Annotated in this window: 22 protein-coding genes and 1 pseudogene; 6 read left to right on the top strand and 17 right to left on the bottom strand. The window is 68.0% G+C overall.

The annotated features are described in order from the left end of the window. The 4 genes from KME80_RS41155 to KME80_RS51155 all read right to left on the bottom strand — a co-directional run. Positions 1–223: transposase (locus tag KME80_RS41155; protein WP_219516094.1), on the bottom strand; the 223-nt coding region annotated here is incomplete at its 3' end. Between the two features lie 78 nt (positions 224–301). Then, positions 302–634, bottom strand: coding sequence for a hypothetical protein (locus tag KME80_RS41160; RefSeq protein WP_219516102.1), 333 nt, complete (start codon positions 632–634; stop codon positions 302–304). Positions 635–684: 50 nt separating this feature from the next. Beyond that, positions 685–2,601 (bottom strand): DNRLRE domain-containing protein, encoded by a 1,917-nt coding sequence (locus KME80_RS41165; protein WP_246646598.1) that lies wholly within the window; start codon positions 2,599–2,601, stop codon positions 685–687. Between the two features lie 124 nt (positions 2,602–2,725). Then, positions 2,726–3,457, bottom strand: a complete 732-nt coding sequence (locus tag KME80_RS51155) for a hypothetical protein (RefSeq protein ID WP_246646594.1) — start codon at positions 3,455–3,457, stop codon at positions 2,726–2,728. A gap of 848 nt (positions 3,458–4,305) precedes the next feature. Here KME80_RS51155 and KME80_RS41175 point away from each other — a divergent pair. Then, positions 4,306–5,171 (top strand): annotated as a pseudogene (locus tag KME80_RS41175) (helix-turn-helix domain-containing protein). Between the two features lie 421 nt (positions 5,172–5,592). On the opposite strand, the gene KME80_RS41180 reads toward KME80_RS41175, so the two are convergent. The 9 genes from KME80_RS41180 to KME80_RS41220 all read right to left on the bottom strand — a co-directional run bounded on the left by KME80_RS41180 (position 5,593) and on the right by KME80_RS41220 (position 17,999). Further along, positions 5,593–8,529 (bottom strand): DEAD/DEAH box helicase, encoded by a 2,937-nt coding sequence (locus KME80_RS41180; RefSeq protein ID WP_219516120.1) that lies wholly within the window; start codon positions 8,527–8,529, stop codon positions 5,593–5,595. After that, complete coding sequence (locus KME80_RS41185; RefSeq protein ID WP_219516122.1) at positions 8,486–9,805, bottom strand: ATP-binding protein; 1,320 nt, start codon at positions 9,803–9,805, stop codon at positions 8,486–8,488. Before KME80_RS41185 ends, KME80_RS41180 begins: the two co-directional genes overlap by 44 nt. Next, on the bottom strand, positions 9,802–12,000 hold the full coding sequence (locus tag KME80_RS41190) for a tellurite resistance TerB family protein (protein WP_219516133.1): 2,199 nt from the start codon (positions 11,998–12,000) through the stop codon (positions 9,802–9,804). Before KME80_RS41190 ends, KME80_RS41185 begins: the two co-directional genes overlap by 4 nt. 599 nt (positions 12,001–12,599) lie before the next feature. Next, entirely contained in the window at positions 12,600–12,872 is a 273-nt protein-coding gene (locus tag KME80_RS41195) for a hypothetical protein (RefSeq protein WP_219516135.1), read from the bottom strand. Positions 12,873–13,167: 295 nt separating this feature from the next. After that, the gene (locus KME80_RS41200; protein ID WP_219516137.1) at positions 13,168–14,625 is read right to left on the bottom strand and encodes a hypothetical protein; all 1,458 of its coding nucleotides are present in this window, start codon (positions 14,623–14,625) and stop codon (positions 13,168–13,170) included. A 170-nt stretch (positions 14,626–14,795) separates the two neighbouring features. After that, positions 14,796–15,290, bottom strand: a complete 495-nt coding sequence (locus KME80_RS41205; RefSeq protein WP_246646595.1) for an exonuclease domain-containing protein — start codon at positions 15,288–15,290, stop codon at positions 14,796–14,798. Positions 15,291–15,528: 238 nt separating this feature from the next. Beyond that, positions 15,529–16,119, bottom strand: coding sequence for a hypothetical protein (locus KME80_RS41210; protein ID WP_219516148.1), 591 nt, complete (start codon positions 16,117–16,119; stop codon positions 15,529–15,531). 544 nt (positions 16,120–16,663) lie between these two features. After that, positions 16,664–17,029 carry a cupin domain-containing protein gene (locus tag KME80_RS41215; protein WP_219516150.1) on the bottom strand — a complete coding sequence of 122 codons (366 nt, stop codon included), beginning with the start codon at positions 17,027–17,029 and terminating at the stop codon, positions 16,664–16,666. A 28-nt stretch (positions 17,030–17,057) separates the two neighbouring features. Continuing rightward, positions 17,058–17,999 (bottom strand): site-specific integrase, encoded by a 942-nt coding sequence (locus KME80_RS41220; RefSeq protein WP_219516152.1) that lies wholly within the window; start codon positions 17,997–17,999, stop codon positions 17,058–17,060. Between the two features lie 277 nt (positions 18,000–18,276). On the opposite strand from KME80_RS41220, the gene KME80_RS41225 reads away from it, so the two are divergent. Continuing rightward, positions 18,277–18,885, top strand: a complete 609-nt coding sequence (locus KME80_RS41225) for a hypothetical protein (RefSeq protein WP_219516154.1) — start codon at positions 18,277–18,279, stop codon at positions 18,883–18,885. A gap of 229 nt (positions 18,886–19,114) precedes the next feature. Then, positions 19,115–19,936 (top strand): phosphotransferase family protein, encoded by an 822-nt coding sequence (locus tag KME80_RS41230; RefSeq protein ID WP_219516161.1) that lies wholly within the window; start codon positions 19,115–19,117, stop codon positions 19,934–19,936. Between the two features lie 145 nt (positions 19,937–20,081). On the opposite strand, the gene KME80_RS41235 is transcribed toward KME80_RS41230, so the two are convergent. From KME80_RS41235 to KME80_RS41245, 3 genes are all read right to left on the bottom strand, one after another. After that, entirely contained in the window at positions 20,082–20,342 is a 261-nt protein-coding gene (locus tag KME80_RS41235) for a hypothetical protein (RefSeq protein ID WP_219516163.1), read from the bottom strand. A 336-nt stretch (positions 20,343–20,678) separates the two neighbouring features. Beyond that, positions 20,679–20,975: a hypothetical protein gene (locus KME80_RS41240; protein ID WP_219516165.1), complete on the bottom strand. Its 297-nt coding sequence runs from the start codon at positions 20,973–20,975 to the stop codon at positions 20,679–20,681. Beyond that, positions 20,972–21,823 (bottom strand): SAM-dependent methyltransferase, encoded by an 852-nt coding sequence (locus KME80_RS41245; RefSeq protein ID WP_219516167.1) that lies wholly within the window; start codon positions 21,821–21,823, stop codon positions 20,972–20,974. Before KME80_RS41245 ends, KME80_RS41240 begins: the two co-directional genes overlap by 4 nt. A 292-nt stretch (positions 21,824–22,115) precedes the next feature. Between KME80_RS41245 and KME80_RS41250 the strand changes: the two genes are divergently transcribed. The 3 genes from KME80_RS41250 to KME80_RS51160 all read left to right on the top strand — a co-directional run bounded on the left by KME80_RS41250 (position 22,116) and on the right by KME80_RS51160 (position 25,579). Further along, positions 22,116–23,348, top strand: a complete 1,233-nt coding sequence (locus tag KME80_RS41250; protein ID WP_219516169.1) for a helix-turn-helix domain-containing protein — start codon at positions 22,116–22,118, stop codon at positions 23,346–23,348. Between the two features lie 26 nt (positions 23,349–23,374). Beyond that, entirely contained in the window at positions 23,375–24,196 is an 822-nt protein-coding gene (gene ribD, locus KME80_RS41255; RefSeq protein ID WP_219516186.1) for a bifunctional diaminohydroxyphosphoribosylaminopyrimidine deaminase/5-amino-6-(5-phosphoribosylamino)uracil reductase RibD, read from the top strand. A 174-nt stretch (positions 24,197–24,370) separates the two neighbouring features. Then, complete coding sequence (locus KME80_RS51160; protein ID WP_246646596.1) at positions 24,371–25,579, top strand: helix-turn-helix domain-containing protein; 1,209 nt, start codon at positions 24,371–24,373, stop codon at positions 25,577–25,579. A 515-nt stretch (positions 25,580–26,094) separates the two neighbouring features. On the opposite strand, the gene KME80_RS41270 is transcribed toward KME80_RS51160, so the two are convergent. Further along, on the bottom strand, positions 26,095–26,259 hold a 165-nt coding region (locus tag KME80_RS41270), incomplete at its 5' end, for a transposase (protein WP_219516200.1).

The following is a 26,259-nucleotide window of genomic DNA, read 5'->3' on the forward strand; positions in this document are numbered from 1 at the left end:
CCAGACGCCGCCAGCACGTCATGCCCGAGCCGTAGCCAAGCTCTTGCGGCAGATGCTCCCAGGCGATCCCGGTGTGCAGCACGAACAAGATGCCCTGCAACGCCAGCCGGTCATCCAGCCGCTTGCGCCCCGGATGCCGAAACCGGCGCTGCCGCTGCGGCACAAGCGATCCGATCACCGCCCACAGCTCGTCACTGACCTCCCACGGCTTCAGCCTGGCCACCGTGCTCCTCTCGCTCGGCTACAGCGAGAGATCAAAGCACAACAACGATCATTCTGTTAGGCGCTCTTAGTGATCGCCTCAGGACAGCTCCCGCCCTGTCGCTCGATCGACCAGGCGCCGTCCGGCCAGGGGTTTCGTCAGATGGAGCTGGACGTTCAACGGGTATCCCATGCCCTTCTGCATCGGCGCCTTCTCCCACGGGAAGATGGGTTCGCAGGTGTTGCGCACCTCGACGCCGATCACCACCTCCTCGGCCGACTCCCTTACGTCGGTGTCGGTGACCTCCCGGCACGACTTCCCGTCGGGGCCAGGCGCGCCCACGACGATCGTGGCGGTGACGGTACGGCCGTCAGGCGCGACGGCAGCGGACTCGATGCCGTACCACCGCGCCTGACGAGCACATCCGACCACGCAGAGAATGCCAGCCACAACGATTGCGACATTCCCTCTTATACGCATTGTCAGCCGATCTTGCGTTTCTTGATGTCACCGCCGAACAGGCGGGTCGCGATCCTGATGTCGGTGAAGTAGTTGGTGCATTCGAACACCGGACCGCTGGACTCGGCGTTGGTTCCGCCGCTGATGATCCCCTTGGCGATGATCTTTCCGGCGCCCGGGTGCCCCTTGGGGATGATGGTGTACACCGGTCCGCCGGAATCGCCGGGCCATGTGCACTTGCCGGATCTGCCGCCCGCCACCACCGGAATGACCGTTTCGATCTTTCCTGCGGTGTCGCCCGGGTACTCCGTCATCGCGCTGGGGTCATCGACGACCCAGCCGCACTCCTGGCCCGTTCGATAACCGCCGGTGCAGTACTCGTCGTTCTTCTGCGGGCTGCGCGTCCACTTCCCGACCACTTCCGACTTCCTGTTGGTGAAGAAGTCGTCGCTGGTGAAGATGGAGGCCGTACTCACCCGCGTGGTCAGCTTGAATCGCGCCAGGTCGCCGTGCAATCCGCCGAGCGGCGCGGGCTGGATGACGCTCCCCTTGTCCGTGGTGTAGCTGGACCCGGCCTTGTCGCCCAGGACGTTGCCGTCGGTGAGCAGGACGTTCTGCGTGGACGGCATGTCGGTCGGGAGGCAGTGTCCTGCGGTGATGAAGTAGTTGTCGGACTTCGTCCCCCAGGCGAAACCGGCTGAGCACGGGTGCCCGTTACGGGCCCCGATGCGGCTGCCGCCGTTGAGGTACATGTCGAAACCCAGACTCCACGAGTCGTTCTTGACGATTCCGTCCTTGAGTCGACAGTCCAGCTCCTTGCCATTCTTGTCCAGCTGGCACTTGTTCGTCTTGATGTCCGGATCCGGGTCGTTGGGCCCGAGCAGCCGGGACGGGCGTTCCAGTCCTGATCGCAGCCAGATTGACACCGTGGTCGTCCCGTACCTCTGAGCGAGACCCAGCCGCAGTTCGGGGGTCACCTCGCTGGCCTGGACCATCACCTGGTTACGTTCCGGCCAGATGGTGCTCTCGATAAGCTTATCGGCGCCGGGAATCTGGCCGTCGAGGGTCAGGATCTCGCCCGCGATGGCCTTGAGCCGCTGCGCGCTGTTGACCACCATGGGCACGCGAGGATTGAGCGTGAACGGCTCGGAGATCCCGGCGACACCGTCGCCGTCCTCGTCCGTTTCCTCCGCGCCCTCGAACTCGCTGGCGTAGCTCCACTCCGCACCACCGTTGCTGAGATAGGCGGTGCCGACCAGCGGCGGAGAAGCGACGTCCCGACCCTCGGGGGTGAGAGCCGGTGTGACGACCTCGCCCGTGACCATGTCGACCAGCGGCGGCGCCAGCGTCGACGCGTTCGCCTCGACCCGTGTGTCGGCTACGTCCAGGGCGTGCGCCTGAGACTCCGCCAGCGGCATCCCCCGGCGCCAGGTCGCGGGTGCGGTGAACACCTCGACGCCGTCGCTGCCCGCCGGGTACACGATGGTGGGCTCGCCGAAGCTCTCGAAGGTCGCGGTCAGCTTGGGCGTGGTGTCAGGCTGGCCGTACTCCGCCGACGCGAGCTCGCGCCAGTCATCGTCCCCGCTGGCTTCGTCGGCGCCGCGGAGTTCGAGCCCGAAGTTCCCGCCGGAGGCCCAGCTCTGCATAATGCCGGTGACCGGCCACTCAAGACGTCCCGGAGCGCAGTCAGGCGCATATGCCGTAGTGATCGTCTGGGCGCCTTCGTCGGTGGACGACGGCTTGTTCGCCCAGGTGAGGTTGCTGGGATCCCACCCGCTTGTCACCCTGCGCACCTGAATGCCCTGAACCGTTTCGCCGCAACCGGGAGCGTCGGTGTTGAGCATGGACAGCTTGGCGTCCAGGACCTTCTTCCCGATGAGCCCCTTGGTGTCGAACTTCAGGTAGACCCGGTTGAGCAGACCGAAGATCGGACCGGCCATGAGGAGCGGCCGGCTCGGGTCCGACAGGGAGCCGTCGTCCGCCACGTCCGCGTCGGCGTCGCTGGTCGTGATCGTGGCCGCGATGGCCAGCGGGTAGGTAGTCGATCGGTCACTCAGCGCGGCCTCATCGACCTGGATGACCAGGGACTGACCGTCCTTGGCGGCCTTGACCTGCGCGGATCTTCCCTTGGCGGGCCGGGCGGAAAGGCTCGCGCCAAAGGGGGCGCGTGACCCGGTGGCCTGATGCGTCCGCGAGTTCGACTCTGCCGTCCTCACGTGTGCGGAACTTGAGGCCGTTCGCCTTGACCGGCAGCCGGACATCCAGCGGCTTCACCGGCTTCGCGCGCAGGACGATCTCCTGGCGATACCCCGTCGGCAGGGCGGTGAGCACCAGGTCGGCTCCCGGACCCGCCGCGTCGGCATACGTCGCCTTGTTGCCAGCCACGGTGGGGCGCGGCAGAGGGGTCGGCCAGCTGAGGCTGATGGATTGTTTCTCATTGGCGCTGAAGGTGACGGCGGGCAGGTCGGCGCCACCAGGGGAGAACGCGGCCCCGGTCTTCGCGACCTTGGGCTGCAGGGCGCCGTCCCGCTCGGTGAGCGTGGTGTCGATCCAGGCCCATGCGCCCGTGGCTTGCTGCTTGACCCGTACGGGCTGGGACCAGGTCTCCATCGTGATGCGTCCGTCCGGGTGGCGGGTGGCTCGCATCGTTTCCGTGGCGGCACCGAGGAGCTCGACCGGCTGCGCCGGGTCCTCGTTCACGAGGCGGACACCGGCCGCCTCCGTGGGGGCCTGGGTGATCGTCAGAACGCCTGCCAGCAGGGCACATCCGGTGAAGGCATGTAACAGGGGCCTCACTCGACCGTCCTTTCAAATGATCATGTAAAGGCTCCGTAAAGGTATAAGACAGATCACAGATCCGCAACCATCACAGTCAGGGCATAGTCAATTGACAAGGAGGCAATCTGTTCCTATTCAGCGGGCGACTGGATGAGCGTGTGGGCCTTGCCGAATTGAGCTCATAGGGATCAAGGCGGCGGCTGCGCCGCCGCAGCCCGCGCGGCCCTCCCCGCGCGAGCTGCGGCCTGGGGGCCGGTCTCGCGCGGGGAACCGCGCGGGCCAGCCATGCCGAACCCAGATCAACCCGAAGCGCCGCCCAGGAGGTGTGACAGCACCGCCCTCACGATCGCCTGGCTGTGGCAGGCCGCCGTTCCTGGTTGGGGGCGATCGAGGGTCCGGGACTTCGTTCCTCAGCCCCGGCCCACCGAGCAGCCAAGCACCGGTCAGCGGCGGCAACCACGGTCACTCACGGCCAGCCCGACGGCGGCGCTGACCAGGGAACGCGTGGTAATTCGGCAATGATCGGTGCAATTCCCGAGCTGATGGCTCACGCCTTAGCTGGAATGCTGTGCCAGTGACCGAGGAAGAACCGCGATTCAGGATCGACGATCTCAATGAGCTCAGGACGCTCCACCGTGCGTGTATGAGGCTCAAGTTCGAGGGCCAGGCCGACGAGCTCTTTGGCAGCCCATATATCGCTGCTGTACAGCACCGGGGTGGCGGACGCTCTGGAGCTGGGTCCCGCATCTAGTGTCATCCGCCTGAAAGTCGCCAGCTAAATCCGTATGGTGTTGGTTGTGGCGCATCCAGGACCGTCCGCAGTGGAGATCCACTTATCGGAGCGTGAGCGGGCTCGGCTGATCGGCATGTCAGCGGAGTCGTCGAGGGTGGCGGTACGGGCGAGGATCGTACCGGCCTGTGCAGGGCCGGGGATCAGCACCGCGCAGGTGGCGCGGGATCTGGGCCTCGCAAAGAGCGCGGTGCGCAAGTGGCGTGCGGCCTTCGCCCGAGGAGGGCTGGAGGCGCTGGCCAATGACGTGCGCACGGGCCGGCCCAAGGCGGAGCTGACAGTATCGCAGGACGAGCGGGCGATGCTGCAGCGATGGGCGCGGCGGGCCAAGTCCGCCCAGGTCCTGGCGATGCGCGCGAAGATCGTGCTGGGATGCGCGGACAGCAAGGACAACAAGCAGATCGCTGCCGAGCTGCGGATGCATCCGGACACGGTCTCCAAATGGCGTCATCGGTTCCTGCGCCTGCGGCTGGACGGGCTGATCGATGAGGCGCGCCCGGGCCGCGCGCCGTCGATAACATCGCCGACGGGACCGTCATCGGCGAACTACACCGCCAGCACCGCGCCGCCGAGTTCAAGAAGTTCCTCGTCACCATCGACAAGACCGTGCCGGCCGAGCTGGACATCCACCTGATCTGCGACAACTACGGCACCCACATGACGCCGGCGATCAGGGCATGGCTGGCCCGTCATCCCCGCTTCCACATGCACTTCACGCCGACCGGCTCCTCATGGATCAACCAGGTCGAGCGCTGGTTCGGCTACCTGACCGACCAGCTCATCCGCCGCGGGGTACATAAGAGCGTCCAGGCGCTGGAAGACGACATCCGCGCCTGGATGGGCCGCTGGAACGCCGATCCCAAGCCCTTCGTCTGGACCAAGACCGCCGAGGAGATCCTCGAATCCCTCGCCAAATATTGCCGACGAATTTCAGGCGGATGACACTAGCCGGGCGGCAGGGCTTGCGGCGCAGGGAAGGGAGCAGATTCTCACGGCTAAGGCTCGCCGCGAGGAGGCCCGCGCGGCTGCGGTCGAGGCGGCCGCCTGCCGGGTGCGGCAGGGCACAGCAAGAAGTGGCGGCCCGACGCCTGCAGCTGCGGCCGCCGACTTCGCCGGAACGCTGTGACCCGGTGGTGCTGCTGTACCAGGACTACCAGCGGCAGATGCTGCTCAACCCACCGATGCCGCGCTGTTACGCTGCCGGGCGCGTGTCATGTCCCGTGGCGCACACCCGGCTGTTCACCACACAGGACTTGCGGCCGCCGGGGCGGCGACCGCAAGAGCGAGAGAAGTCAAGGGATGAACGGGTACTGCGTATGCCTTCCACAGGCATACTGCGTATGCCTGTGGAAGCGAGCTTCCATCAACCCGGCAACGGGCGCGTTCTAGCGAGGGAAGATACTGGTGCCGCACACCATGACCTTGCCGGAAGTTGTCCGGTCGCCCCAAGTTCGCCGAACCACCGCAGTCCTTGTGCCGCTGCCCGTCCGAGGTAGACCTGCAGCAGGGTGGCGCACGTTCGGGCATCGCTCTCGGCGTGGTGCGCTGCGCGGATGTCGACTCCTTCGGCGACCGCGCAATCGGCCAGCCGGTGAGATGGCAGTGGCGCCCCGAAGCGGCGCGCCAGGTTAAGGGTGCACAGCGTCATAAGGTTGTCGGGGGCGTATCCGGATCGGGCGAATTCGGCGCTGAGGACCTCGCTGTCGTAGCGGACGTTGTGGGCGACGATGACCGCGCCATCGAGCATGGCGGCCAGGTCTCCGGCGATCTGCGAGAACCTCGGTGCCGCTGCCAGGTCGCCTTCCGTCAGGCCATGGATGTGGGTGGGGCCCGGACTGCATCCCGGATTCACCAAAGTGGCGTAGGCGCGCTCCTGGCTGCCGTCGGGGTGCAGGCGGATGATCGCGATTTCGGCGATGCGGGCCTTGCGGGCGTCGAGACAGGTGGTCTCAAGGTCCACGACGGCGTACGGCAGGGAGCCGATGCGGTGCCGACGCGGCGGTGCGGCAGCCTTGGGTGTGGCCGGGTTGACCGCTGGGGTGCGGTCAGTGGTGGCGGCGAGAGCGGTGATGGACTGCTGGGTCTCGGTGACGTCGAGGCGGCGGGCGTAGGAGCGGGTGAGGAGTTCCTCGCCGATGACGTCGTCGTACTTGTCGACGCGCTTGTCGGGGATCAGCGCGGCCAGGTTGAGGGCGTCGGGCACGCCTTCCGCGGCCAGGTCGGCCAGGAGGTCGGCGGCGGCTTGCGGGGAGGTGTCGCTGATCAGCAGCGCGACTCCGTACCGGATGACGTCGACGCCGTAGGCGTGCAGGGCCAGGCCGAGGGTGGTCATGATGGCGTCGCCGCGGAAGGGGAACAGTAGGGTGTCGTTGCCGTAGCCGATGAGCGGGGTGTCGCGCAGGCCGAGGCGGCGGTAGGCGTCTCGGCCCTCGGCGAGCAGGCTCTGGGCGGTGGCGTCCAGGTAGGCCGGAACCGTGGTGTCTTCGTACAGGCGTCGCATGGTGGTGCGGATGCGGTCGTGGACGAGCGGGCCGGCGCTGGTGAAGCGGGGCGGGCGGCCGCCGGAGGCGCGGGTGACCTCTATGAGCTTGGCGTGGGTGTCGATGGCCTGGATGCGCCAGCGGCGGCCGGCGAAGATGAGCAGGCTGCCTTCCGGGAGTGGTTGGTCGATGGGCAGGCTGCCGAGCGTGCGGCCCTCGGTGACGATGCGGTACTCGGTGGGTGCGGCGAAGGCTGCGTAGAAGGTGTGGTGGTTGATCAGCCGCTCCCCCGTCTCGGCGGGCAGCAGGAGTCCGTCGTGCTCCTGGCGGATGAGGTCAGCGGCGGCGAGGTCGCGCAGCAGGGTGGCGAAGGTGAGGCTGTCGACGGCGCGGAAGGGACCTTGCCCGCAGAGAGTGCGGTGAGCGTCGGCAGGGGTGATGCCGCCGTGCTGGGCGATGAGGGACAGGATCTGCTGGGTGAGGGTAGACAGGTGCAGGGCTTCGGCGGACGGGGGCTCGTACCAGCGTTGCAGGAGCAGCTCGATGGTGGCGATGGACTGCACGAGCTGGGCGCGCAGTTCGTCGGCCGGGTGGATGGCCGGAGTGGCTTCGGGTTCGCTGACGTACAGGCGCAGGGTGGCCGGTCCGCCGCGCCGTCCGGAGCGGCCGAGGCGTTGCCGCAGGGCGGCCACGCTGGGTGGGGCGCCGATCTGCGCGATGGAGGTGACCGAGCCGATGTCGATGCCCATCTCCAGGGTGGAGGTGCAGACGGCGGTGGCCGGGCGGGTGCGGTCCTTGAGACGGGCTTCGGCGTGCTCGCGGATGTCCTTGGACAGGTTGCCGTGGTACGGGACGAACTCCTCCGGTACGCGGGCGTTCTCGCAGCGGCGGTTGAGCAGGTCGGTGTAGTCCTCGACGGCGGCGCGGGAGCCTGCGAAGACGAGGTGGTGCGAGCCGCGCAGCGTGGTGAACAGGTGGTCGGCGATGGCGAGCCGGTCGCCGGTGGCGACGTCGTCGGCGGCCACCTCCTCGCCGAGGGCTTCGTGGGCGGCGCGGGCGCGCGGGTCGAGGATGGGTGCGGTTTGGACGTAGCCGCGGATCTGCAGGCGGAGTTCTTGCGCGTCGCTGCTGGAGACGATCACGGTGACGTCGTCGCCGGCCCGCGGGCGCAGGAAGTCGGCGGCTTTGCCCATGTCGCCGAGGGTCGCCGACAGACCGACGCGGGGGATGCGGCGGCGGGCCGCCAGGTCGAGGCGGTGCATGAGGGACTGCAGCTGGCCGCCGCGTTCGGTGCCGATGAAGGAGTGCAGCTCGTCGATGACGAGGTAGCGGGCGCCTGCCATCAGGTCGCGGATCTTCCAGCCGCGCAGGACGAACATCGCCTCCAGCGACTCTGGCGTGATCAGCAGAATGCCCCGGGGGCGGTCGAGCAGCTTGCTCTTGGAGGAGGCGGCGACGTCGCCGTGCCAGCGGGAGACGGTGATGCCGAGGTGGTCGCAGAGCTGGTCGAGCCGGCCGTACTGGTCGTTGATGAGGGCCTTGAGCGGGCTGATGTAGACGGCGGCGAACCCTCCGGTGTCCGGCTGCTCGGTCAGGACCGAGCAGATCGGCAGGAACGCGGCTTCGGTCTTGCCGGACGCGGTGGCGGCGGCGATCAGCACGTCCCGGTCACCGGCCAGGATGGGGGCGACGGCGGCTTCCTGGGCCTCGCGCAGTTCGCTCCAGTTCTGCTGCCAGATCCACTGCTGGACCTTGGGGTGCAGGCGTTCGAAGGCGTCAGAGCCGGAAGGAGGCGAGGTCGTCATCACCAGGCCTTCCATCGGTTTCCTCGTCCAGCGGCGCAAGGTCGGGGTTGGCCTCCGGCACCGGCTCCACCGAGGGCAGGATCTGCCGCCAGTCCACGCCCGGGTTCTGCTCCAGCACGGCCAGCAGATCGCAGAACGCCTTGATCGTGGTGCGCGGGGTGCGGAAGTAGGCCTCGCCGATGCGGTTAGCGCAGTGGTACATGAACGCGGCCAGCGCGTCGTCGGCCAGCATGTAACGGGAGGGGTCGCCACTGGCTTGGACGTGACGCAGCTTGGTCAGCAGGACATACAAGTCCTCCTGGGTGAGCGCGGCCAGGCGCAGCACCGGGCCGGAGTAGTCGACCAGCCCTGCGGCGGCGAAGGAGTTCTCGGCCAGCCGTGATTGCAGGGCCGGGTAGCTGAACAGGCCTCGGCGAGAGTCGGCGAGGAACTCCGGCGTGCCGCCGAAGACGAACCCGAGGTGGGCGGCGGTGCCCTGCAGGGTGTCGTTGAGAATGCGCAGGATCTGCTCGTAGTTGGAGTTACGCGCCTGGGTGGAGGCCAGCTTGTAGAGGTTGACCATCTCGTCCAGGCACACCAGCAGCCCGTCATAGCCAGCCAGCCGAACGAAGCGGCTCATCAGCTTCAAGTGGTCGTGGACGGTGGCGTCGTCGATGATCGTACGCACGCCGAGCGCGGAGCGGGCCTCGGTCTTGGTGGCGTACTCGGCGCGCAGCCAGCGCACCGCCGCCGATTTGAGCTGCTCGTCGCCGCTGTCGTGGCCGCGCCAGTAGGCGCCGACGACCTCGGCGAAGTCGTAGCCGCCGGTCATCTCGCTCAAATGGGCCAGCCTGGCCCGGATGACCTGGGAGGGGTCGGTGCCGCTCTGCTGGGCGTCGGCCAGCGCGGTGGAGACGAAACGTTCCACCACGCTGCTCAGCGCTCCCCCGTCCGGTTTGGCGCGGGTGGCCAGGTTGCGCATCAGCTCGGCGTACAGGCTGCGGGCCTGACCTCCGCTGGAATGCAGGCGCCGGTCCGGGTTGAGGTCGGCGTGTGCCGTGACCAGCTTCTTCTCCATCGCGACCGAGCGCACCAGATGAAGGAAGAACGTCTTGCCTGCGCCGAACTCGCCGATCACGAACCGCACCGCCGAACCGCCGTCGCAGATCCTGTCGATGTCGGTCACCAGTGCCTTCACCTCGGGCTCGCGTCCCACCTGGATGTGGCGCTGCCCGATGCGCGGCACGACTCCGGCCCGCAGGGACTGCAGCAGGGCGTCACGCTCTCGGGGACGGATCGCGGTCGAAGTCACGTCAGCATCTCTCCCAGCAGGTTCCGGTCGACCCAGATCGGGTCGTCACCATCCAGTAGCGGCTCGCCCGCCAGCTCGTAGGCGGCCTCGTTGATGCGATCCAGCGCGCCGTCCGGCAGCAGCTTCCAGTGCGCCGCCAGCTGCTCGAACTCCGCCCGCGGAATCTGCTCCGTTGACGCCAGTTCGCGCACCAGCCCGGAGTGCTGCCCGTCCAGCCCGGCCACCGGCTCGGCGGCGGGCAGCGGCGCGGCGGCCGGCGGCACCTCGTCCTCAGTGAAGATCGAGCCCAGCAGCGCGCCAACGCGTGCGGTCTCGGCCAGCTTGGCCGCGATCGCCGCCTCATCCAGCCGAACCAGCGGGGCGAGGCTCTGCTCGGCCTGCTGCGGGATGGCGTAACCGCGTTCCGGTCGCGCTGGGCGGACGATGACCGGTTCCGTCGCCGGGGCGGGCTTGGTGGTGGTCGGCAGGAGAGCGGGATCGAGCTCCAGCAGGCGGTAGATCTTGGTGAGGGTCTTGATCTCGTCCGGCGAGATCCGGCCGTCGGCCCCGGCCAGGGCGGTGAGGAACTCCGCCACGTACTGGCGCTGACCCGCATCGATGCCCGCGATGCGCCGGGTCAGGCCGGTGAGCTTGACCGGGGTGACGGTCAGCCAGCGCAGGTGCGCGTGCAGGCGCCGCCGTTCGTCGGCGGTCAGGTGCAGCGCCCGTTCCAGATGGTCGCTCAGGTGGCGCTGCTCGGTCCCGTCGAAGTCGCCGTCGGCGGCGCTGACCGCCGCCGCCAGGTGTAGCAGCAGCGTCGCCGCCTGGTAGGCGTCGGAAGCCGCCGCCGTCGGGCCCTCCGGCGCCGCGAACAACACCATGGATCCCGAGGTGAGCACCGCGCCGCCCAGGCGCGGGTCGGGTTCGATGCCGACCCCCGCCTGGCTCAGCACTTGCGCGAGGGCGACGACATCTTTCTTGGCCGGTTTCGCCGACTGAGGCGAGGAGATGAAGGCGGAGAACTCTCCCACCGGTACGACAGCGAGCTCCTGCGCCCCGAGCCGGTGGCGCGCCCACGCGATCGCCTGCCCGGCACCGCCTCCGGACAGGTTCACCAGTTCGGACGGGAGCAGCGCCTGCGCCTGGACCGAGCGCTGCCCGTCGGGCTCCCGGCCGAGATAACGGCTGTATGCCTCCAGGTCTGCGGTGCACTCGTCGGCCAACGCGACCAGCTTTCGCGTTGGCGCGGCGTATCCCAGCACATCGGGGATGCCGGACAGAGTCAGCTCGGCGACCCCGCGAAAGCCGGCACTGGCGGGCCGGTAGTCCAGCGTGACCTCCTTGCGGCCCGGCCGCACGAGCAGACCCTTCCCGTAGCGGGCGGTGTAGCGCCGCACGAAGAGCGCGTCGAACTCGGCGGCACAGCGGGTGGCAGGGGTTCGCGGGTAGTACTCCGGATGCGAGCGGATCCAGCTCAACGCCCAGTCAGCAGGCACGGCTGCACCTTGCGCCGCGAACGTTCCCAGGCCGGCGCGCAACCGTAACGGGGGCGGGTAGTCGCGTGTCGGCGCCGGCGCTTTCGCGGAGGGCTCAGCCGTGAACATGTCCAGCACCTGCTCGAACTGTCCTGCGTAGCGCTTGAAGGCTGTATGACCACCGTAGATGGACAGGAGACGGTGGACTTCCTGGTGGATGATCGGCAGCTCGAAGGCTGCGCTGGAACGGTCCCGCTGTAGGTCGTACAGCACCCGTCGTTCCAGCCCGTAGAAGTAGAGGAACACATAGCCGATCGGCGCCTGCGGGAAGCGCCGCCCATCGGCGAGCCAGGCCAGATAGGCGGCCCTCGACTGCGGCGGGATGTCGCTGTAGGACGGCCAGTAGTCCAACCCCTGCCCGCCCCAGTCTGGGCGACGCAGGTCGACGGGCAACGCCGGGTTGATCAGCGCAGGGTCGGCAACATGGCCCGCCGGCGCGGCCAGCTGGGTGCCGACGTAGAGAAGTCCGCCGACGATGTTGTAGCCCGCGAGATTAACTCCCGCTCCTGGGCGCAGCCACGCATCTGCGGAGATACGGGGACGCGCCGTAGGTGCTGGTGGAGCGGGAGCATTCGATGCATGACGGCCGCGCCGGGGATCGGCTGCCGGACGCAGCGGCCCCGGCGGCAGCGCTCCGGTCACCGGGGCGGGTTCACGCCGAAAGCGGTCCAGAAAACTCACAGATCACCTCTGCCAACCCGTGGACTCAGCGCTTGCGCCTATAGGCGATGCGCCGAGCCATCCCCAGCCACGGATCGCACTTTAGACCCCTGACATACCGTGCGGAGACATGGCGAGACACCTCGTTATCATTCTGATTCCTCAAGCGATGACTGAAATGCATATTTCGGTCCCGCTGATATAAAGGCTTGCCGGCCCGCAGCGACAACATAGCGAATGAACTGGGCCTGAAAAGGAAATCGGGCACCGTCGCAGCCCAGCGCGGCGGCAATGACACGCAGAGTGGCAGAAATTGACGCCAGCTCACCCATCAGAAGGTGGACCAGTCACCCGTCCAAGGCGGCTTGAGGGGGACTGGAAAACTGAGTGCGCTGCTGCAGCAACCAACGCTCGACATCCTCGTCCGTGGCATCGACATACGGCTCTTCATCCAGGCGCTCCAGGAGTTCGTCGCGCTCCGGTGATTACATGCCGCCACCATCGACCGCCCCACGAGCACACCGCCGGCGAGAGCAGCCCACAGATCCAGACCCATCTCCGTGTCGAAGTTAGGGATCATCGCGCTCCACTGCAGCCAGGCATCATCCACGCAGCGATGCTCAGGCCAGCAATAACATGCCGAGACTCAGCCCGTCGGACACACCCCAGAACTCTTCAGCTTCCCGAATATCGTGCTGCAGCAGGAACTTCAGCAAAGCCCGGTCAGCGGGCTGCGGACCGAACAGAATCGCAGCCAACACCTCCGCGCGACGTTCGGCGTTGACGTCCCAGATGTCGTCATCCTCGGCGGGGGCAAAGCCCAGACCGAACCAAGACTCCCGGTCAGCCCGCAGAACCCTCCAGCAACTGCCGACTCTCCGCATCAGGCTCATTCATCGCGCGTCATCCTAGGCCCCAGGAGCCAACTGGCAGGATGTCAGCCCACGCTGAGATCCACGAGTCTGTCCAGCTGACGCTTATGGCTGCGCCTCCCCAGCAGAGCTGAGCCCTGGGAGTCGGCGGACGGGTCCACCATCCGAGGTCGACTACCCGACCAATGTTCGGTGACGAGCCGCTAGACGGCAGACCGAACCCGACGCGGAGGGTCGGCGCCCTCGTGGCGCGCCCCTGGCATCGCTCAGCTCACCAGGCAAGCACCACATGACCAGAGCGAGCCTGGACCGATGCTCACCCCACGCCGATAACCTCCAGCGCCCGCCGATCAGCGGCGGCGGCGGCCACCTGATCGCCGCACCGCTCCCACTCCAGGGCGGCGGCGGCGAACGCCTGCGCGGCCCGGGCCGGAGCCGCCATCCCGGCCAGGTGCTCAGCCGCCGCCTGCAAGGAGGGGGCCGCCTCCCGCGGCCGCTTCTGCAGCCGCAGCGCCTGGCCGATCACAAGCTGCGCGCCCACGCCGAGCATGCGGGCCTCGGGACAGCTTCCGGCGACCTGCCCGGCCAGCCGCTGCGCCACGGCCGCGTCACCCTCAGCCAGGGCGACCCGCGCACGTGCCAGCAGCTCGTACGCCTGATCCAGCGCTGCGGGGACACCCCCGTCGCGTGCAGCGTCGACCTCGCGCAGCCACCGCCGCGCCTGCCGCAGCTCCTGCACGCTGACCAGCGGCAGGTCGAGCACGAGTTCCACCTGCCAGCGGGCCGTGGAGAGCGTCGCGCGAGCTTGCCGGGACACAGCCATCGCCCGAGCGGCCAGGTGCCGGCCCCCTTGCGCGTCCCCCGCGAGCATCGCCACCGCCGCGGCCCGCTGACAGGCGGCCAGCAGCGCGCGCGGCGTGGCGAGCCGCCCGGCAGCCTTCACCAGCAACCCCGCCAACGCCTGACAAGCGACAAGCTCGGGGCCAGGCGGCTGGGCGCACTGCTCCAGCCAGGTGGCCAGGAGCGCCGCTCCAAGCTCAACAGCCCGATCGCTCCAGGACTCGGCCATCTCGACATTCAAAGCCGTCTCGGCGACCCGGGCGCTGCCCGCCAGATCTCCCACCTCGCGCAGGCACCTGCTCAGTGCGATTGCCGCAGCGGCGCGCTGCTCACTCAGCCCCCGATCCTGGAACGCAGCCGCCGGCGCGGGATCGATGTGCGGGGTCAGGACCGCGAGCAGGTACTGGAGCCGATCGATGGCGGCCGCCAGTTCGCCGGTCGCTTCCAGCGTGCCCGCCAAGCCCAGCTCCGCCAGCCGCCACAGATCCGGCCGACTGCCCAAGGCCGGGTCAGCCAGCACTTTCTGATACAGGCTGCGTGCCTGCGCATGCTGACCACGCGTCACCAGGGCAGCGGCCTCGGTCAAGTCGTGGCGGATCTGCTGCCCCTGAGCCGGGCCCAGCCCCTCGTACAGGACGTGTGGAGCCTGACGCAGGTCAAGAGCAGCGGCCAGGATCAGGACCTCGTGTGGCGAAGGCTCGATCCCCTCCTCGATCAGTTCCAGCCGCCGCTGCGACATCCTGGGGCCGACCAGGTCGCCGAGCGTCTTGCGCTGCGCCTGGCGTAACCCTCGAACGATCACGCCCGTGCGACTGTCAGACTCCTGGGTCACCGTGGTGATCGCGACCTCCGCTGCCACTGATGACGGATCATGCGCCAGATCGTAGACACAACCATGACAATGTGCCACTCCTTCGGTTGCCTCGACGGTCAAGTCGTGACTGTCAGCGAGCAGCGATCCAAGGTGGCCACCACCTGAGCCTGCAGCGCACCCTCACGGCAGAGGCTCCTGTAGATCAGAACGGGGAAGCACCCACGTTCTCCCGCCGAGCTCGCACAAAAGGGGTCCACCCAGCGAGAACACCGACGCCGATCCGTCCAGCGTCAGAACAGCCCGCTCTGCGCCGACGCACCAGAGCGGTCAGCAGCGGGCTTGACGCACAGGCCGGCGGCCGCCTGCACCTCCAGCACCGTGCGCCATCGACCCGCCCGCACACCCTCGATGAGCAGACGGACGAACTCCTGCGCGGTCAACGCGGCGTCCGGCAACGCCCGATGCCGGTTGGCCGGAATCGGCAACCCCAACCGGCCTGCAACCCGCTCCAAGCTGTGCGAGCCCAACTCCACCAGCCGAGCCAGCCGTACCGTGCAGACCAGCGCAATCGCGGCCATCACCGGGCAGTGCTCGCGCTGGCCGCCGATCAGCGTGGCCTCGGTGTGCGCCGAATGCGCCACCAACCGGTACGGCAGAGCGCCGAACCGGGCATCACGTGCCGCCATCACCTCGCAGGCCTCCGGTCCTCCGGCGAGCATCGCAGCGGTGACCCCGGTCTGCTCGACATCAAACGAGGTCACCGGCACATCCGCAGGCGGCCGCATCAGCGAGGAGAAACCGGCCGCACTCCGCCCACCGGGCTCCGCTCTCCAACCGGCCGGCCACGACGGCGACCTTGGTCGGAACCGGCGAACGGCCCGCGGGCGTCAGCGCCTCGCAATCGATCACCGCCCAGGTGATACCCGCCAGATCACCTCCATCGCGGTAGATCACGCTTCTCCTGCCTGCCTGAACCCGCCGTCGGCCGATCGCGGCGGCGCCAGCCTTCCGCTCCGGTCCGGCTCACCTCGTAACGGCAGAGCCGGGCCCCTGCCAAGAGAAGCGTGCCCCTGCCAATCCGGCGCGATACGGCTTGTATGGCAGCGCCGCCGGAGTCTGCGGGAGGGCGACGAGATTGTCGCCCGGCCAGAACGCTGCCTGGCCGCTCGCCTGGGCCACCAGCGCGGCAAGCTCATCCAGGCACTGCTGACGTTCGGCCGGATCAACAAGCGGGCCTCCAGCGAACCGGACGCGGGTCATCGGGCCGTTGGCCAGCAGGGTGGCCGCCAGATCCGGCAACCCGAGGGGCATCGCGTCGCACCGGCCTCTTCGCGCGAGTTCGATCAGGCCGGCGACGACCTGCTCCCAGTCTCCGACCAGCGGCCAGTTGCGTCCGCCGTCGAGCTCGAAGGTCATTGTCGACAGCGGCACCACACAGCCCGGCCGGCGATCGGGGAACTCCGTCAGGCAGCGATATATGCGGCCGGCGTCCGGTTGCGGCAGCGCGGGGTGCAGCAAGGTGGCGGCGTGCACGATAACCGCGTTGATCGCCACGGGATGCTGCGCGGACCGATACGGCTCGTGCAGGGCGAGAAAGTAGACGTCCGGCACCATCCGGCTCCCTCGGTCATGACAGCGGCACTCACGAAGACGCCAGCACTCTCTCACAGCCATCTCCCTGACGGCCTGGTAACCGGAAAGGGAGAGGACCGGTCCCCCATGGCGTCAAGCTGATCATCAGCGGGCTTACCCGTTGAAGGGGTCGAGGTGCGCCTCCCCAACGGTTGGGCCGACGGCTCCTGCCTCCCCTGATCGCCACCCGCGGCCTGCCCTCCAGCCGGCCGACGGACCGGACGACTCCGTGCCGCCGCCGTCGACCTCGCCGACGAGCAGTGCGCCCACCATGCGGCCGGGGAGGTCGGCGCGAAGCGGGCGATCAGCTGTTTGCGGAGAGTGCCGATGAGGATGTGGGGGATGCACTCGACCGCGACGACGAACCCCATGGCGACCGCGCCCGACTTCTGCCAGGTGGTCCAGGTGCGCGTGGGAGTGAAGAACATGTCGCCGAACAGGCAGCGGGCCGGTTTCGCCCCTTAGCGTTCGGGGTTCCTGGTACCGGCGAGGAGTCGGAACCCCAACACGCTGTGAGATCTCGGGATCAGTGCTGGGGCGCCTTGTAGCCCGCGACGGATGGCCATCGCACCGTCATCACCACCGAGTCCTCCTCGGCCGTCCACGAGTGGTCGGTGCCACGCCCCCACACCACGTAGTCGCCCTGCTCGTCGAGGACAACGTCACGGTCGCGGAACTCCATCCGGAATCTGCCGCTGATGAGGATGAGGAGGGCGGTGCGCTGTTCGTCGGCGACCCACGCGGCGCGCTGCTCCCCCCGCGGATGGATGCCCCACTTGATCTCGACGTCACCGCTGTGCCGGCGGTCGCCAGGCGGTTTGAAGTGACCGAGGATCCAGCCTTGGTCGTCGGGCGCATCCTTGTCGGCGTTGCCCACGTAGATGCCGTTCACGGTTGGACGCTAGCAGAGGGCTGATGCATCACAGGGCTTGTTCGTAGATCTTGGCGATGAGGGGAACGCCGAGCTCGGAGTGGGGACCATTGCCCGTACTGTCCACAATGCGGGCGACGAAGGCCGGGATGTCCTCGGTGCGGGCCCCGGTGCCCAGCAGCAGGGCAATGATGGCCGCGTCCCGAGCGCCGCGGCGGTCGGCGGCGCGGCGCAGCGCGTTGTCCTGGGTGCGGCTGAGCGCCTTGGGCGCGCCGGGCGGCGGCACCCGGGCGGTCTTGGTCTTGATGCGCATGCTGGCCCCGTGCTCGTACAGCCGCTTCACCACGGCCAGGGCCTGGTTGACGGTGGCCGGGCAGGCGACCTGCTCCAGCAGCGAGCGGCGCCAGGCCGCCACGGCTGCCTCGCCGCCGATGTGGTCGACGAAGGCATCCGCCTGCTCGGCGGCGTGCGCGGGCTCGGCGAGCCAGGCCAGATGGGCGCGGGCCTGACGGCGGTAGGCGGTGACGGTGTTGGCGGCCAGCGCGCACCGGTCCAGATGATCCTCCAGCCGGGCCATCGCCGCGGCGGGCCCGGCGCCGTAGCCGCCGCGCAGCGGCAGGATGGTGGCGCTCATGCCTCTCCAGGGTCCAGGTCGCCTTCGGGGGCGCAGGGCGGTGTAGTCGCCGGCGAACACGGCGGCCAGGACCTGGCGGACGGTCTCGGCGTGCACGGGCACCGACAGGCTCGCCTCGCCGCCGCCCAGGCCCGGGCCGAGGTGCACGACGACGCCGTCGTCGGTGTCGTGGGACTCGGTGAGCCACAGCGAAACCAGGCGCAGCGGCCGATCCTCACTCCGCCACACCGCGCCGGTCAGCAGCTTCGGGGCGGAGCGGTGCTCGCCGACGAGTTTGTTGGTGAGGTGACGGCCGAAGCTGACGGCGGCCGTGCACCGGTCGCGATCGCACCACAACGGGTGCTCGCCGGGGTCCATCGACACCTCTCCCTTATTATCCGGGAAGCTTTGGGAAGATCCACCAGACCGCCAGTCCTTTTTATCCGGGGAATCGTAGCGGGTTTCCCCGGATCATGACTGTTATCCAGGGAAACCCGGCACGGCGGCAGGCGTAGTACGAATTCATAGCCGTTCGTGGCACGCGTGTAACCCTGTTCGGGCCCTAGGCGCAAGAGCATAAGCGCGTACATTGATCCGCGATTTCGTACCACGCCGAGGCCTGGAGTTTCCGATTCCGCTACCGCACCTCCATCCGATGCCGGACACGCGTGTACACAGGGACGAATGGATCATCTGGCCGATCGCCTCCGAAAGCCGGCAGGTCGTAGAGTTGCCCTCCGACTTCTACCTTCAGGAACTCATGGAGCTGCCGCCCTGGGAGCTCGAAGCGGCCGCCATCCCGGACTTCTACGAGAAGGTCGATGGCGTTCCCCACGGCGGCGTGCACCGCGGCCTCGTAGACCTGCATGTCACGACCGCGCAAGAGGCCATCACGACCTGGCTGGCCCTCCAGCGCCCCGACGGCCTGGACGCATTGGTCGACCAAGAGGCGACCGAGGAGGAGGTGGCCCGCTTCAATGCCGTGCCCGGCAACGCACCGCTGTCCTTGGAGGAGTTCCGGCGTCTCTGTTTGGAGTCCCGGCCGGCGGACCTGCGGTCGATCGTCGACGGCGCGCTGAGCAAGTTCAGCATCGGACTTCGTGGCCTGTCCGACCGCTGGCCAACCGTGTACTCGGTCTCTTTCCTGCAGCTCTACAACCACCTGGTCGAAAAAACCGAGTTCCGCCAGTGCGCCAACGAGCCGTGCGGAAAGACCTTCGTTCGTCAGCGCGGCCGGGCCGAATTCGGCCAGCACCGCACCTAAACGCGTGATCGCAGCCGTGCACGCGCTATGGGAACTCTGATCACTCCGCGCACCGGTGCTGGCCGGGTAGCACCTCGTACCGTCCGGCCAGCACCCGAAGATCGATTCGCCCTTCACTCCAAGGGCAGCCATGACCTGCGATAATCTCATGGCCCTCCTCCCCTGCACGGGGAAGGCCCACCAAGGACTGTGTCTTTCGGTCGAGAGACACAGAAGGCGAAGCGAGCGCATGGCCGACCGATTCAGCACCCACAACATCGAACTCGGCGACGACGTCGTGACCAAGCGATACGCGTCCTGGAGCCGAGGAGAACCACACCGGGAATGGGCCGCGCTGACACTCCTCGCCGAACACACTCCCGATCTCGCCCCCGCCCCAGTAGAAGCAGACCTCGACGCCGACCCTCCCATGCTCGTCATGACCCGGCTGCCGGGCCGCGTCCTGCGCGGCGAGGACGCTACCAGCGAGCAGGTCGAGGCGATCGCCGCTGCGTTGAACCGACTGCACCAAGCCATCCCCACTCGGGTGGTAGAAACAGTCGAGCCTGCCCCGTGGGGCCCTGCAACAGGCGTGGACAAGTACCGTGCTTGGGCCGACAAGCAGCCCGACCTCGGTGAAGATCCTCTGGTGCTGGAGGCTTATCAGGCAGGAGTCGAATGGCTGGCCTCCACCGACCCCGACAAGCTCACCACGAACCCGCACCCACCCGTCCTCGGGCTGGCCGACGGCAACCATGCGAACTACCTGTGGGACGACCAAGGCAAGCGCGTGCGGCTCATCGACTGGGAGGACTCGGGGCGCAACGACCGCGCTTTCGAGCTCGGCGAGGTGATCGAGCACATCTCCCGCGTAGACGGCGATCTCGACGGCGACGAGCTGTTGGCCCACCTCGACCTTGACTCAGCGGAAGCCGAACGGGTGCACGGCTTCCGTCGGCTTATCGCGCTGGGCTGGTTCCTTCAGCTCGGCCCCAACGGGCCGGCGACACCCCATAACCCGGTCGGCACTCTGGAGCGGCAGGCAGCAAGGGTCCTGCAACTGCTCAACTAGCAGCGAAAAGGCCGTGAGGGCGAGACAGCGGGGGGGAAGTCTCGCCCTCACGCCCGTGGAGTTCCGGGACCGACGGGAACCGGAACTCCGGCGCTGTGAGCCCTCGAAGGCACGATCGAAGGCTCACAGCCGTCTGAGCCAGGCCCTAGCAGATACCTGCGACCCGCGTGGGCATACCCCACCCGCTCGCCTGGAGTTCCGCGTCCTTCTCCTTTAGCCACGCATCCACAGTCTGTTGCGTGGGCAGGGGCGCGATCCGGCTGAGGAGCAGGTCACTGCCGGGCCCGTGCTTACGGGTGTGCTCCAGGTGGAGCAGCAGGCCGGTGGGCACGATGGCCACCAGGATGGTGAAGCGCTCGCTGGCGCCGTTCACCTGGCGGCCGTACACATATGTGGTGGCGTTCATGAGGTCTCGTCTCCTGTGAAGTGAGGAGGGCGGGGGCACACGGGGTGTTGGGCTGCGCCCGCCCTCCTCGTCGACCGGCCGCCGTGCCGCGGCGGGGGCAGCCGCCAGACAGGGCATCTGTGTGGCCGGCCGAAGCGTTGTACTCCCCACCGGGGGCGAGCACCACTCACCCCACGGCGGGCAGGGACGGAACGGCGCGGGCAGCCCTGAGTGCGATCGCTGATCGGCACGCCCGCGCCGTCATGCGCGACCGGCCGTGACCCGCCACGTCGGCCGCGCTGAGACACGAACGGGCACCCGAGCCTCCCGAGCTCGGCCCATCCATGCCTCGCCTCATCAGGCGTCCACCCTCCTCAGCACGCTGGGGAGCTGCGCCTGCAGAACAGGAGGAACAGGGCGGACACCGTTGCGGATCGCCCAGCGGCGGCTCGCGTCCTGCGTCTCGCGAATCCTCTCCCACAGCGGCTCAGGGTCGTAGCAGTCACCCACGTGGTAGACGCCACGCTCTTCGGCGCAATACCCCCGGTAGAACACCGTGACGTGCTGCTCCACACGCAGGACACGCCACCAGTAACCGATCTCCCTCTCGAACCGGTCCGCCCACCCACGCTCTGAGCTCGTGTCCCGGGTCACGATGCCACCGCCAAGAGATCGGGGCCTGTTCCGAACGCGGCCACAGCGGCGACGAAGTGCGCGCGGCCGACATCACGCGGCAGACCTTCCGGTCGCCATGTGGATGCCTCGACCAGGCCAGGTTCGAGCACGCGCAGGCCTGCGAGAAACGCCTCCCGGATGCGGTCGAGCGGCCGGGGATAGATGTCGGCCGTCACCTTGTAGTTGCTGATCATCCGATTCAGTTCTTCGGGGGACAGCAGATCGCTTCGGGCGTGCGAGAACACCAGGTATCCGGAAGGGAAGAGGGTCATGTAGCGGTGCAGGATGCCGGCCGGATCTTCCTCGTCCGCTCTGAAGTGAGCCAGCGCTGCGGCGATGATCCCGATGGGCTGGGCGCGATCCAGCAGATGGACGGCCTCCTCGCTAGTGAGGATCGCCTCCACGTCCCACGCATCGCCCTCGATGAGAGCGGCCGCACCGGGGACGTCGAGCAGTGCGCGCCCGTGCACCGCTACGTGCGGGTCGTTGTCCACGTAGACGACGCGAGCATCCCCGTGGTGGCGGACCGCTATGTCATACGTGCTCTCGAAGCCGTGCGGCGGCAGCCCGCACCCGAGATTCAGCCATTGGCGGATGCCCGCATGGGCCACCACCTCAGTGGCACGCGAAACGAACTCGAGGTTCGCCCTGGCGGCCGCAGGGAGCTGGGGAGCATCCTCACGCAATGCACCCAGCACACCCCGATCGGACGCCAGATTGTCCTTGCCCCCCGTGGCGGCGTCGTAGACACGAGCGATCGACGGCATGGAGAAGTCGAGGCGGCCTCTGCCTGGCGCAGGGCGGGAAGCTGTCTCGGCCTTGCTCATGAGACTTGCCCGTTGTGCCGTTGTGGAGCCGGTATGGCTCTACGCTTCTGCATGGGTCAGGACCTCGATTCCTGATCAAGGCCCCGGAGCTCCCCGGTGTTCACGCACCGGGGCCGGGGCCGACCTAGTTACGCAGGCGAATCAGCGCCGAAAAGCCTGGTGCTCGTCCTGATCCGCCTCTTCCACCATGGAATCGCCACATCGGGCTACCGTGGGAGGTGTTGCCCGTTGCCCTTCGGTCAGCAGGCAACAGCGGTCAACAGGGCAACGTGCTTTCAGACGTGGGCAGGCGATGACGACCTTTGGCGGGAAGATGCGGGCTCTGATGGAGGAGCGCGGTGTCTCATTGCGCCAGTTGGCCAAGGTCACGCACTACGACGTCGGGTACTTGTCGAAGGTCGCTAACGACCTGAAACGTCCGTCCCTGCCACTGGCTCATCAACTCGAAGCGGCGTTGGATGCTGGTGGCAATCTTGTGAATCTGGTGCCAGCGCGTACCGGCGCGCAGCGTCGAGCGCCGGTCGCCAGTGCGTCGATCCGCGATGTTGGTCAGACGGTCACCCCTCGGCCCTTGCCCGCGCCGGTCGTGGATTCGTTCGTGGATCGTCGCATGCAGCGCCTGTCGGTGAGCCATACCGAGGAGTTGCTTTCTCACCTGAGGGAACAGTGGTTCATGCTGGTGCGGACGGACAACTTATTGGGGCCGCGGCACGCCCTCGGCGGCGTTTGCGCACAGCTCACCATCCTGACGGCATTGCTCCGCCATGTCCGCCCACCGCTCCGTGATACGGCGCTCCGCCTCGCCGCGAGGTACGCCGAGTCCGCGGCGTGGCTGTATGAGGATGCCGGGGACCTGATCGCCAGTCGTCGCTGGACCGGGCATGCGATGGAATATGCGCTGGAGGTTGGTGACCGTCCTATGGTCGCGTGGACGCTGTTCCGGCGCAGTCAGCATGCGCAGTTCGAAGGCAACGGCGCCCAGGTGGTCGGCCTTGCCGAGGCGGCTTGTCGGGAGCAAGGCAATGTCGCTGGCCCGATGCTGGCCGCGATCCTGCAGCAGCATGCGCACGGGTTGGCGTTGAGCGGGGTCGAGGTGGCCTCTCATGAGCTGCTCGACCGAGCGCAGGAGTACGCGACAACCGACGACGCCGGAGACGCACGGGCGGGCCACGGCGCTTTCTGCACTCCGGCGTACCTCGAGCTCCAGCGTGGCCGGGTTTGGCTCACGTTGGGACGCCCAGGGCGGGCGGTGGACGCCTTTGAGTCCGCAATCAGGGAGCTGTCGCCTACGTACCAGCGGGATCGGGGCTTGGCGCACGCCGGGTTGTCTATCGCGCTCACTCAGGAGCGCCAGCCTGAAGCTGCGGCCTCTGCGGCCGTTCAGGCGTTGACCGTTGCCCAGGACAGCGGATCGAGCAGAATCTTCTCCATGCTCGCTTCTGTCGCGCCTCACCTCGCACGCCACGCTCACTTGAACCCTGTAGCGGAGTTCTTGGCCGGTCTTGCCGCTACTCCGGCAGTCTGATGGCGTCCAATCGAGAGATCGCAGCGATGCGACGTGCCATCGCCGTCTCTGCGCTGGGGCTGGGCACGACGAGCCCGAATCCGCCGGTCGGCTGCGTGATTCTCAACACTGCCGCCCGCGTGGTCGGCGAGGGCTTCCACCGTCGCAAGGGGGAGGCACACGCGGAGGGAAATGCGCTCGTAGCGGCCGGCAGGGCAGCACGCGGCGGAACGGCCGCGGTGACCTTGGAACCCTGCAACCATGAGGGGCGTGCTCCTGCTTGCCGTGGGCTGCTCATCGAGGCCGGGATCGCTCGCGTCGTAGTGGCGCTGATCGATCCCACGTCCCGGGGCGATGGTGGTGTGGCTGAACTGCGCCGGGCGGGGGTAGATGTCGAGGTCGGAGTGTTGGCAGACGAAGCTGAGCTGGTGTTGCGTCCCTGGCTGACCGCGTTGCAGCGAGGCGCGCCGTTCGTCACGTGGGCATACTGCGCCGACACTGAGGATCGCCCCCAGGTCCCTGGCCTCGACGTGCGCGGGTACGACGCGGTGTTTGGCTGGGATGGGGAGTTGCGGGAAGGCACGCCGGGTGGGCATGGCGACACGTTCGTCTTGCCTGGCGAACTACCTCAGGGCGATCCGGAAACGATGCTACGGGCTCTCTACTCGGCGGGTGTTCGGTCGCTGTTGCTGCATGGTGGTCATGGGCTTGGCAAGTTGTGCGCCGCGGCCGGTCTTGTTGACGAGGTTCTTGTTCACCTGCCGGGCCGCGCACCCTCCTCGCTGGGAGGAGAACTCGCTCCCGATGGGTTTCGTGTCACGGCCGTTCGACGCACGGGGGGTGGTTTGCTGGTGCAGGCACGGCGTTAGGGCTGGCCGTCAGGGTGATGGCATCGGAATTCGCTGGTCCGCGATGGGGACGCGTTGCGGGCTGAGAAGGCGGCGCAGCCGTTGGAAGAGCTGACTGGCGTGGTCGCAGGTCATGCGGTGACATCTGGTGTGATCCGCCTGAAGTTCGCCGGATAAGTCCATATGGTGACGGCTTTGACGCCTCTCGGACCGGCGGCGGTGGAGATCCGCTTATCGGAGAGTGAACGGGCTCAGCTGATCGGCATGTCGGTGGAATCGTCGAGACGGGCGGTCCGGGCGAAGCTCGTGCTGGCGTGTGAAGGGCCGCGAGTCAGCACCGCGCGGGTGGCGCGGGAGTTGGATCTCGCCGAGAGTACTGTGCGCAAGTGGCGTGTGGCTTTCGCTCGTGGCGGGCTTCAGGCGTTGGTCGACGACGTGCGCCCGGGCCGGCCCAAGGCTGAGTTGACGGGGTCCGATGCTGAGCGGGCGGTGCTGCAGCGATGGGCGCGGCGGGCCAGATCCGCGCAGGTTCTGGCGATGCGCGCGAAGATCGTGCTGGGGTGCGCGGACGGCATGGACAACAAGCAGATCGCTGCTGAGCTGCGGGTGCGTCCGGACACGGTCTCCAAATGGCGCCACCGGTTCCTGCGCCTGCGGCTGGACGGGCTGATCGATGAGGCGCGCCCGGGTCGCCTGCCATCGATCAGCCTGGACCAGGTCGAGCAGGTGGTGGCCACGCTGGAGGAGACACCGGCCGGCGCCACCCACTGGACCCGCGCCTCGATGCCGCGGCGCAGCGGACTGTCGGAGTCGACCATCGGCCGGATCTGGCGAGCCTTCGACCTCAAGCCACACCGCACGACAACGTTCAAACTGTCGACCGATCCACTGTTCGCGCCAGAAGGTCGTCGACATAGTGGGGCTGTATCAGGACCCGCCGGTACGTCGGACGGTGGAGCAGAGCTCGGGCCGAGATCACGCTGGGAGCCTCACGACGGGGGCAAATTTTTGGACTGGGTGCTCGCGCAAGCCAGGGTGGTCCTCCTGCAGTGCCTGCTGGCCGGCGACGTTGACGTCCGCACGCTGGCGGCCGAAGATCCAGGCCGAGCTCTGATCCTGCCGGTCCGCAGCGGCAGAGCATCCTGGCCCACCAGGCAGGCTCTACGGGTGCGGGGTGCTGGACAGCCGGCGTGTGCCCGAGCAGTTCATCGACGTCTTCCTCTGGACGGCGTCGACCAGGTGGCGCTGGCCTCGGACGGCTACCTGAGCGCCGACCCAGCCTTGGCTAGGCGTCGGCGGGCGGCGTCCGTGGCCACCGGCCCGCTGGGTGTCGACGAGCACGGGGTGATCAAGGCGTCCGGCCTGGTGCGGACAGTTTCGACCATCGCACCTATGTCCATCTGATCCGGCAACGGTGATGAGCCTGCATCCGAGATGGCCGCCGTCACCAGCCGCGGCCGCCTCGTTGATCACCGTCCCGCGTGGAGGGGTTCCGCTACACCGGCGTGTGGATACAGTGCTGGCAGGCCGTCGGCGCAGCGGCCCAAGCCCTCCGCGCGGCCCATGACCGGCGGGGATAGGCAAAGGTGACCGCGCCGTGGTGTCCCCGGGTGGACGGAGATCATCAACGCGACGCCCCGGGGCAGCCGTGTCCGGAGGCGTACACGTCGTCAGGCTCTGAATCCTGCGCGCGAGTCATGGGGTCGTCGCGCGTCGAAGGAGCAGAGCGATGTCAAAACGTCACGGCCGCAAGCAGCGAGCCCGCCGTGCTCAGCAGCGAACCGGAGGCGGGTATGCCAGCGCCGCATCCGGGACGCTGCACCAGCATCGCGTGCATCTTCCTCTGCACCGTCACCTTGGCCGCCCTGGCCATATGGCTACGCACCTGATCCAAGAAACAGCTCTCAATCTAAGAGCGCCTAACGCAATGAAGTGAGGCGCCGCCAGCAGATGAGTGCGCAGGCCAGCTTGAGGAATGCCTCGTGGATGTCGGCGCGGATCTCCCAGCGGATGCGCAGGCGTTTGAAGGCGTGCAGCAGGGCGAAGGTCTGCTCGACGACCCAGCGTTGCTTGCCCAGGCCGGA

The sequence above is a fragment of the Nonomuraea ceibae genome (genome assembly GCF_019396325.1).
GTDB lineage: Bacteria > Actinomycetota > Actinomycetes > Streptosporangiales > Streptosporangiaceae > Nonomuraea > Nonomuraea ceibae.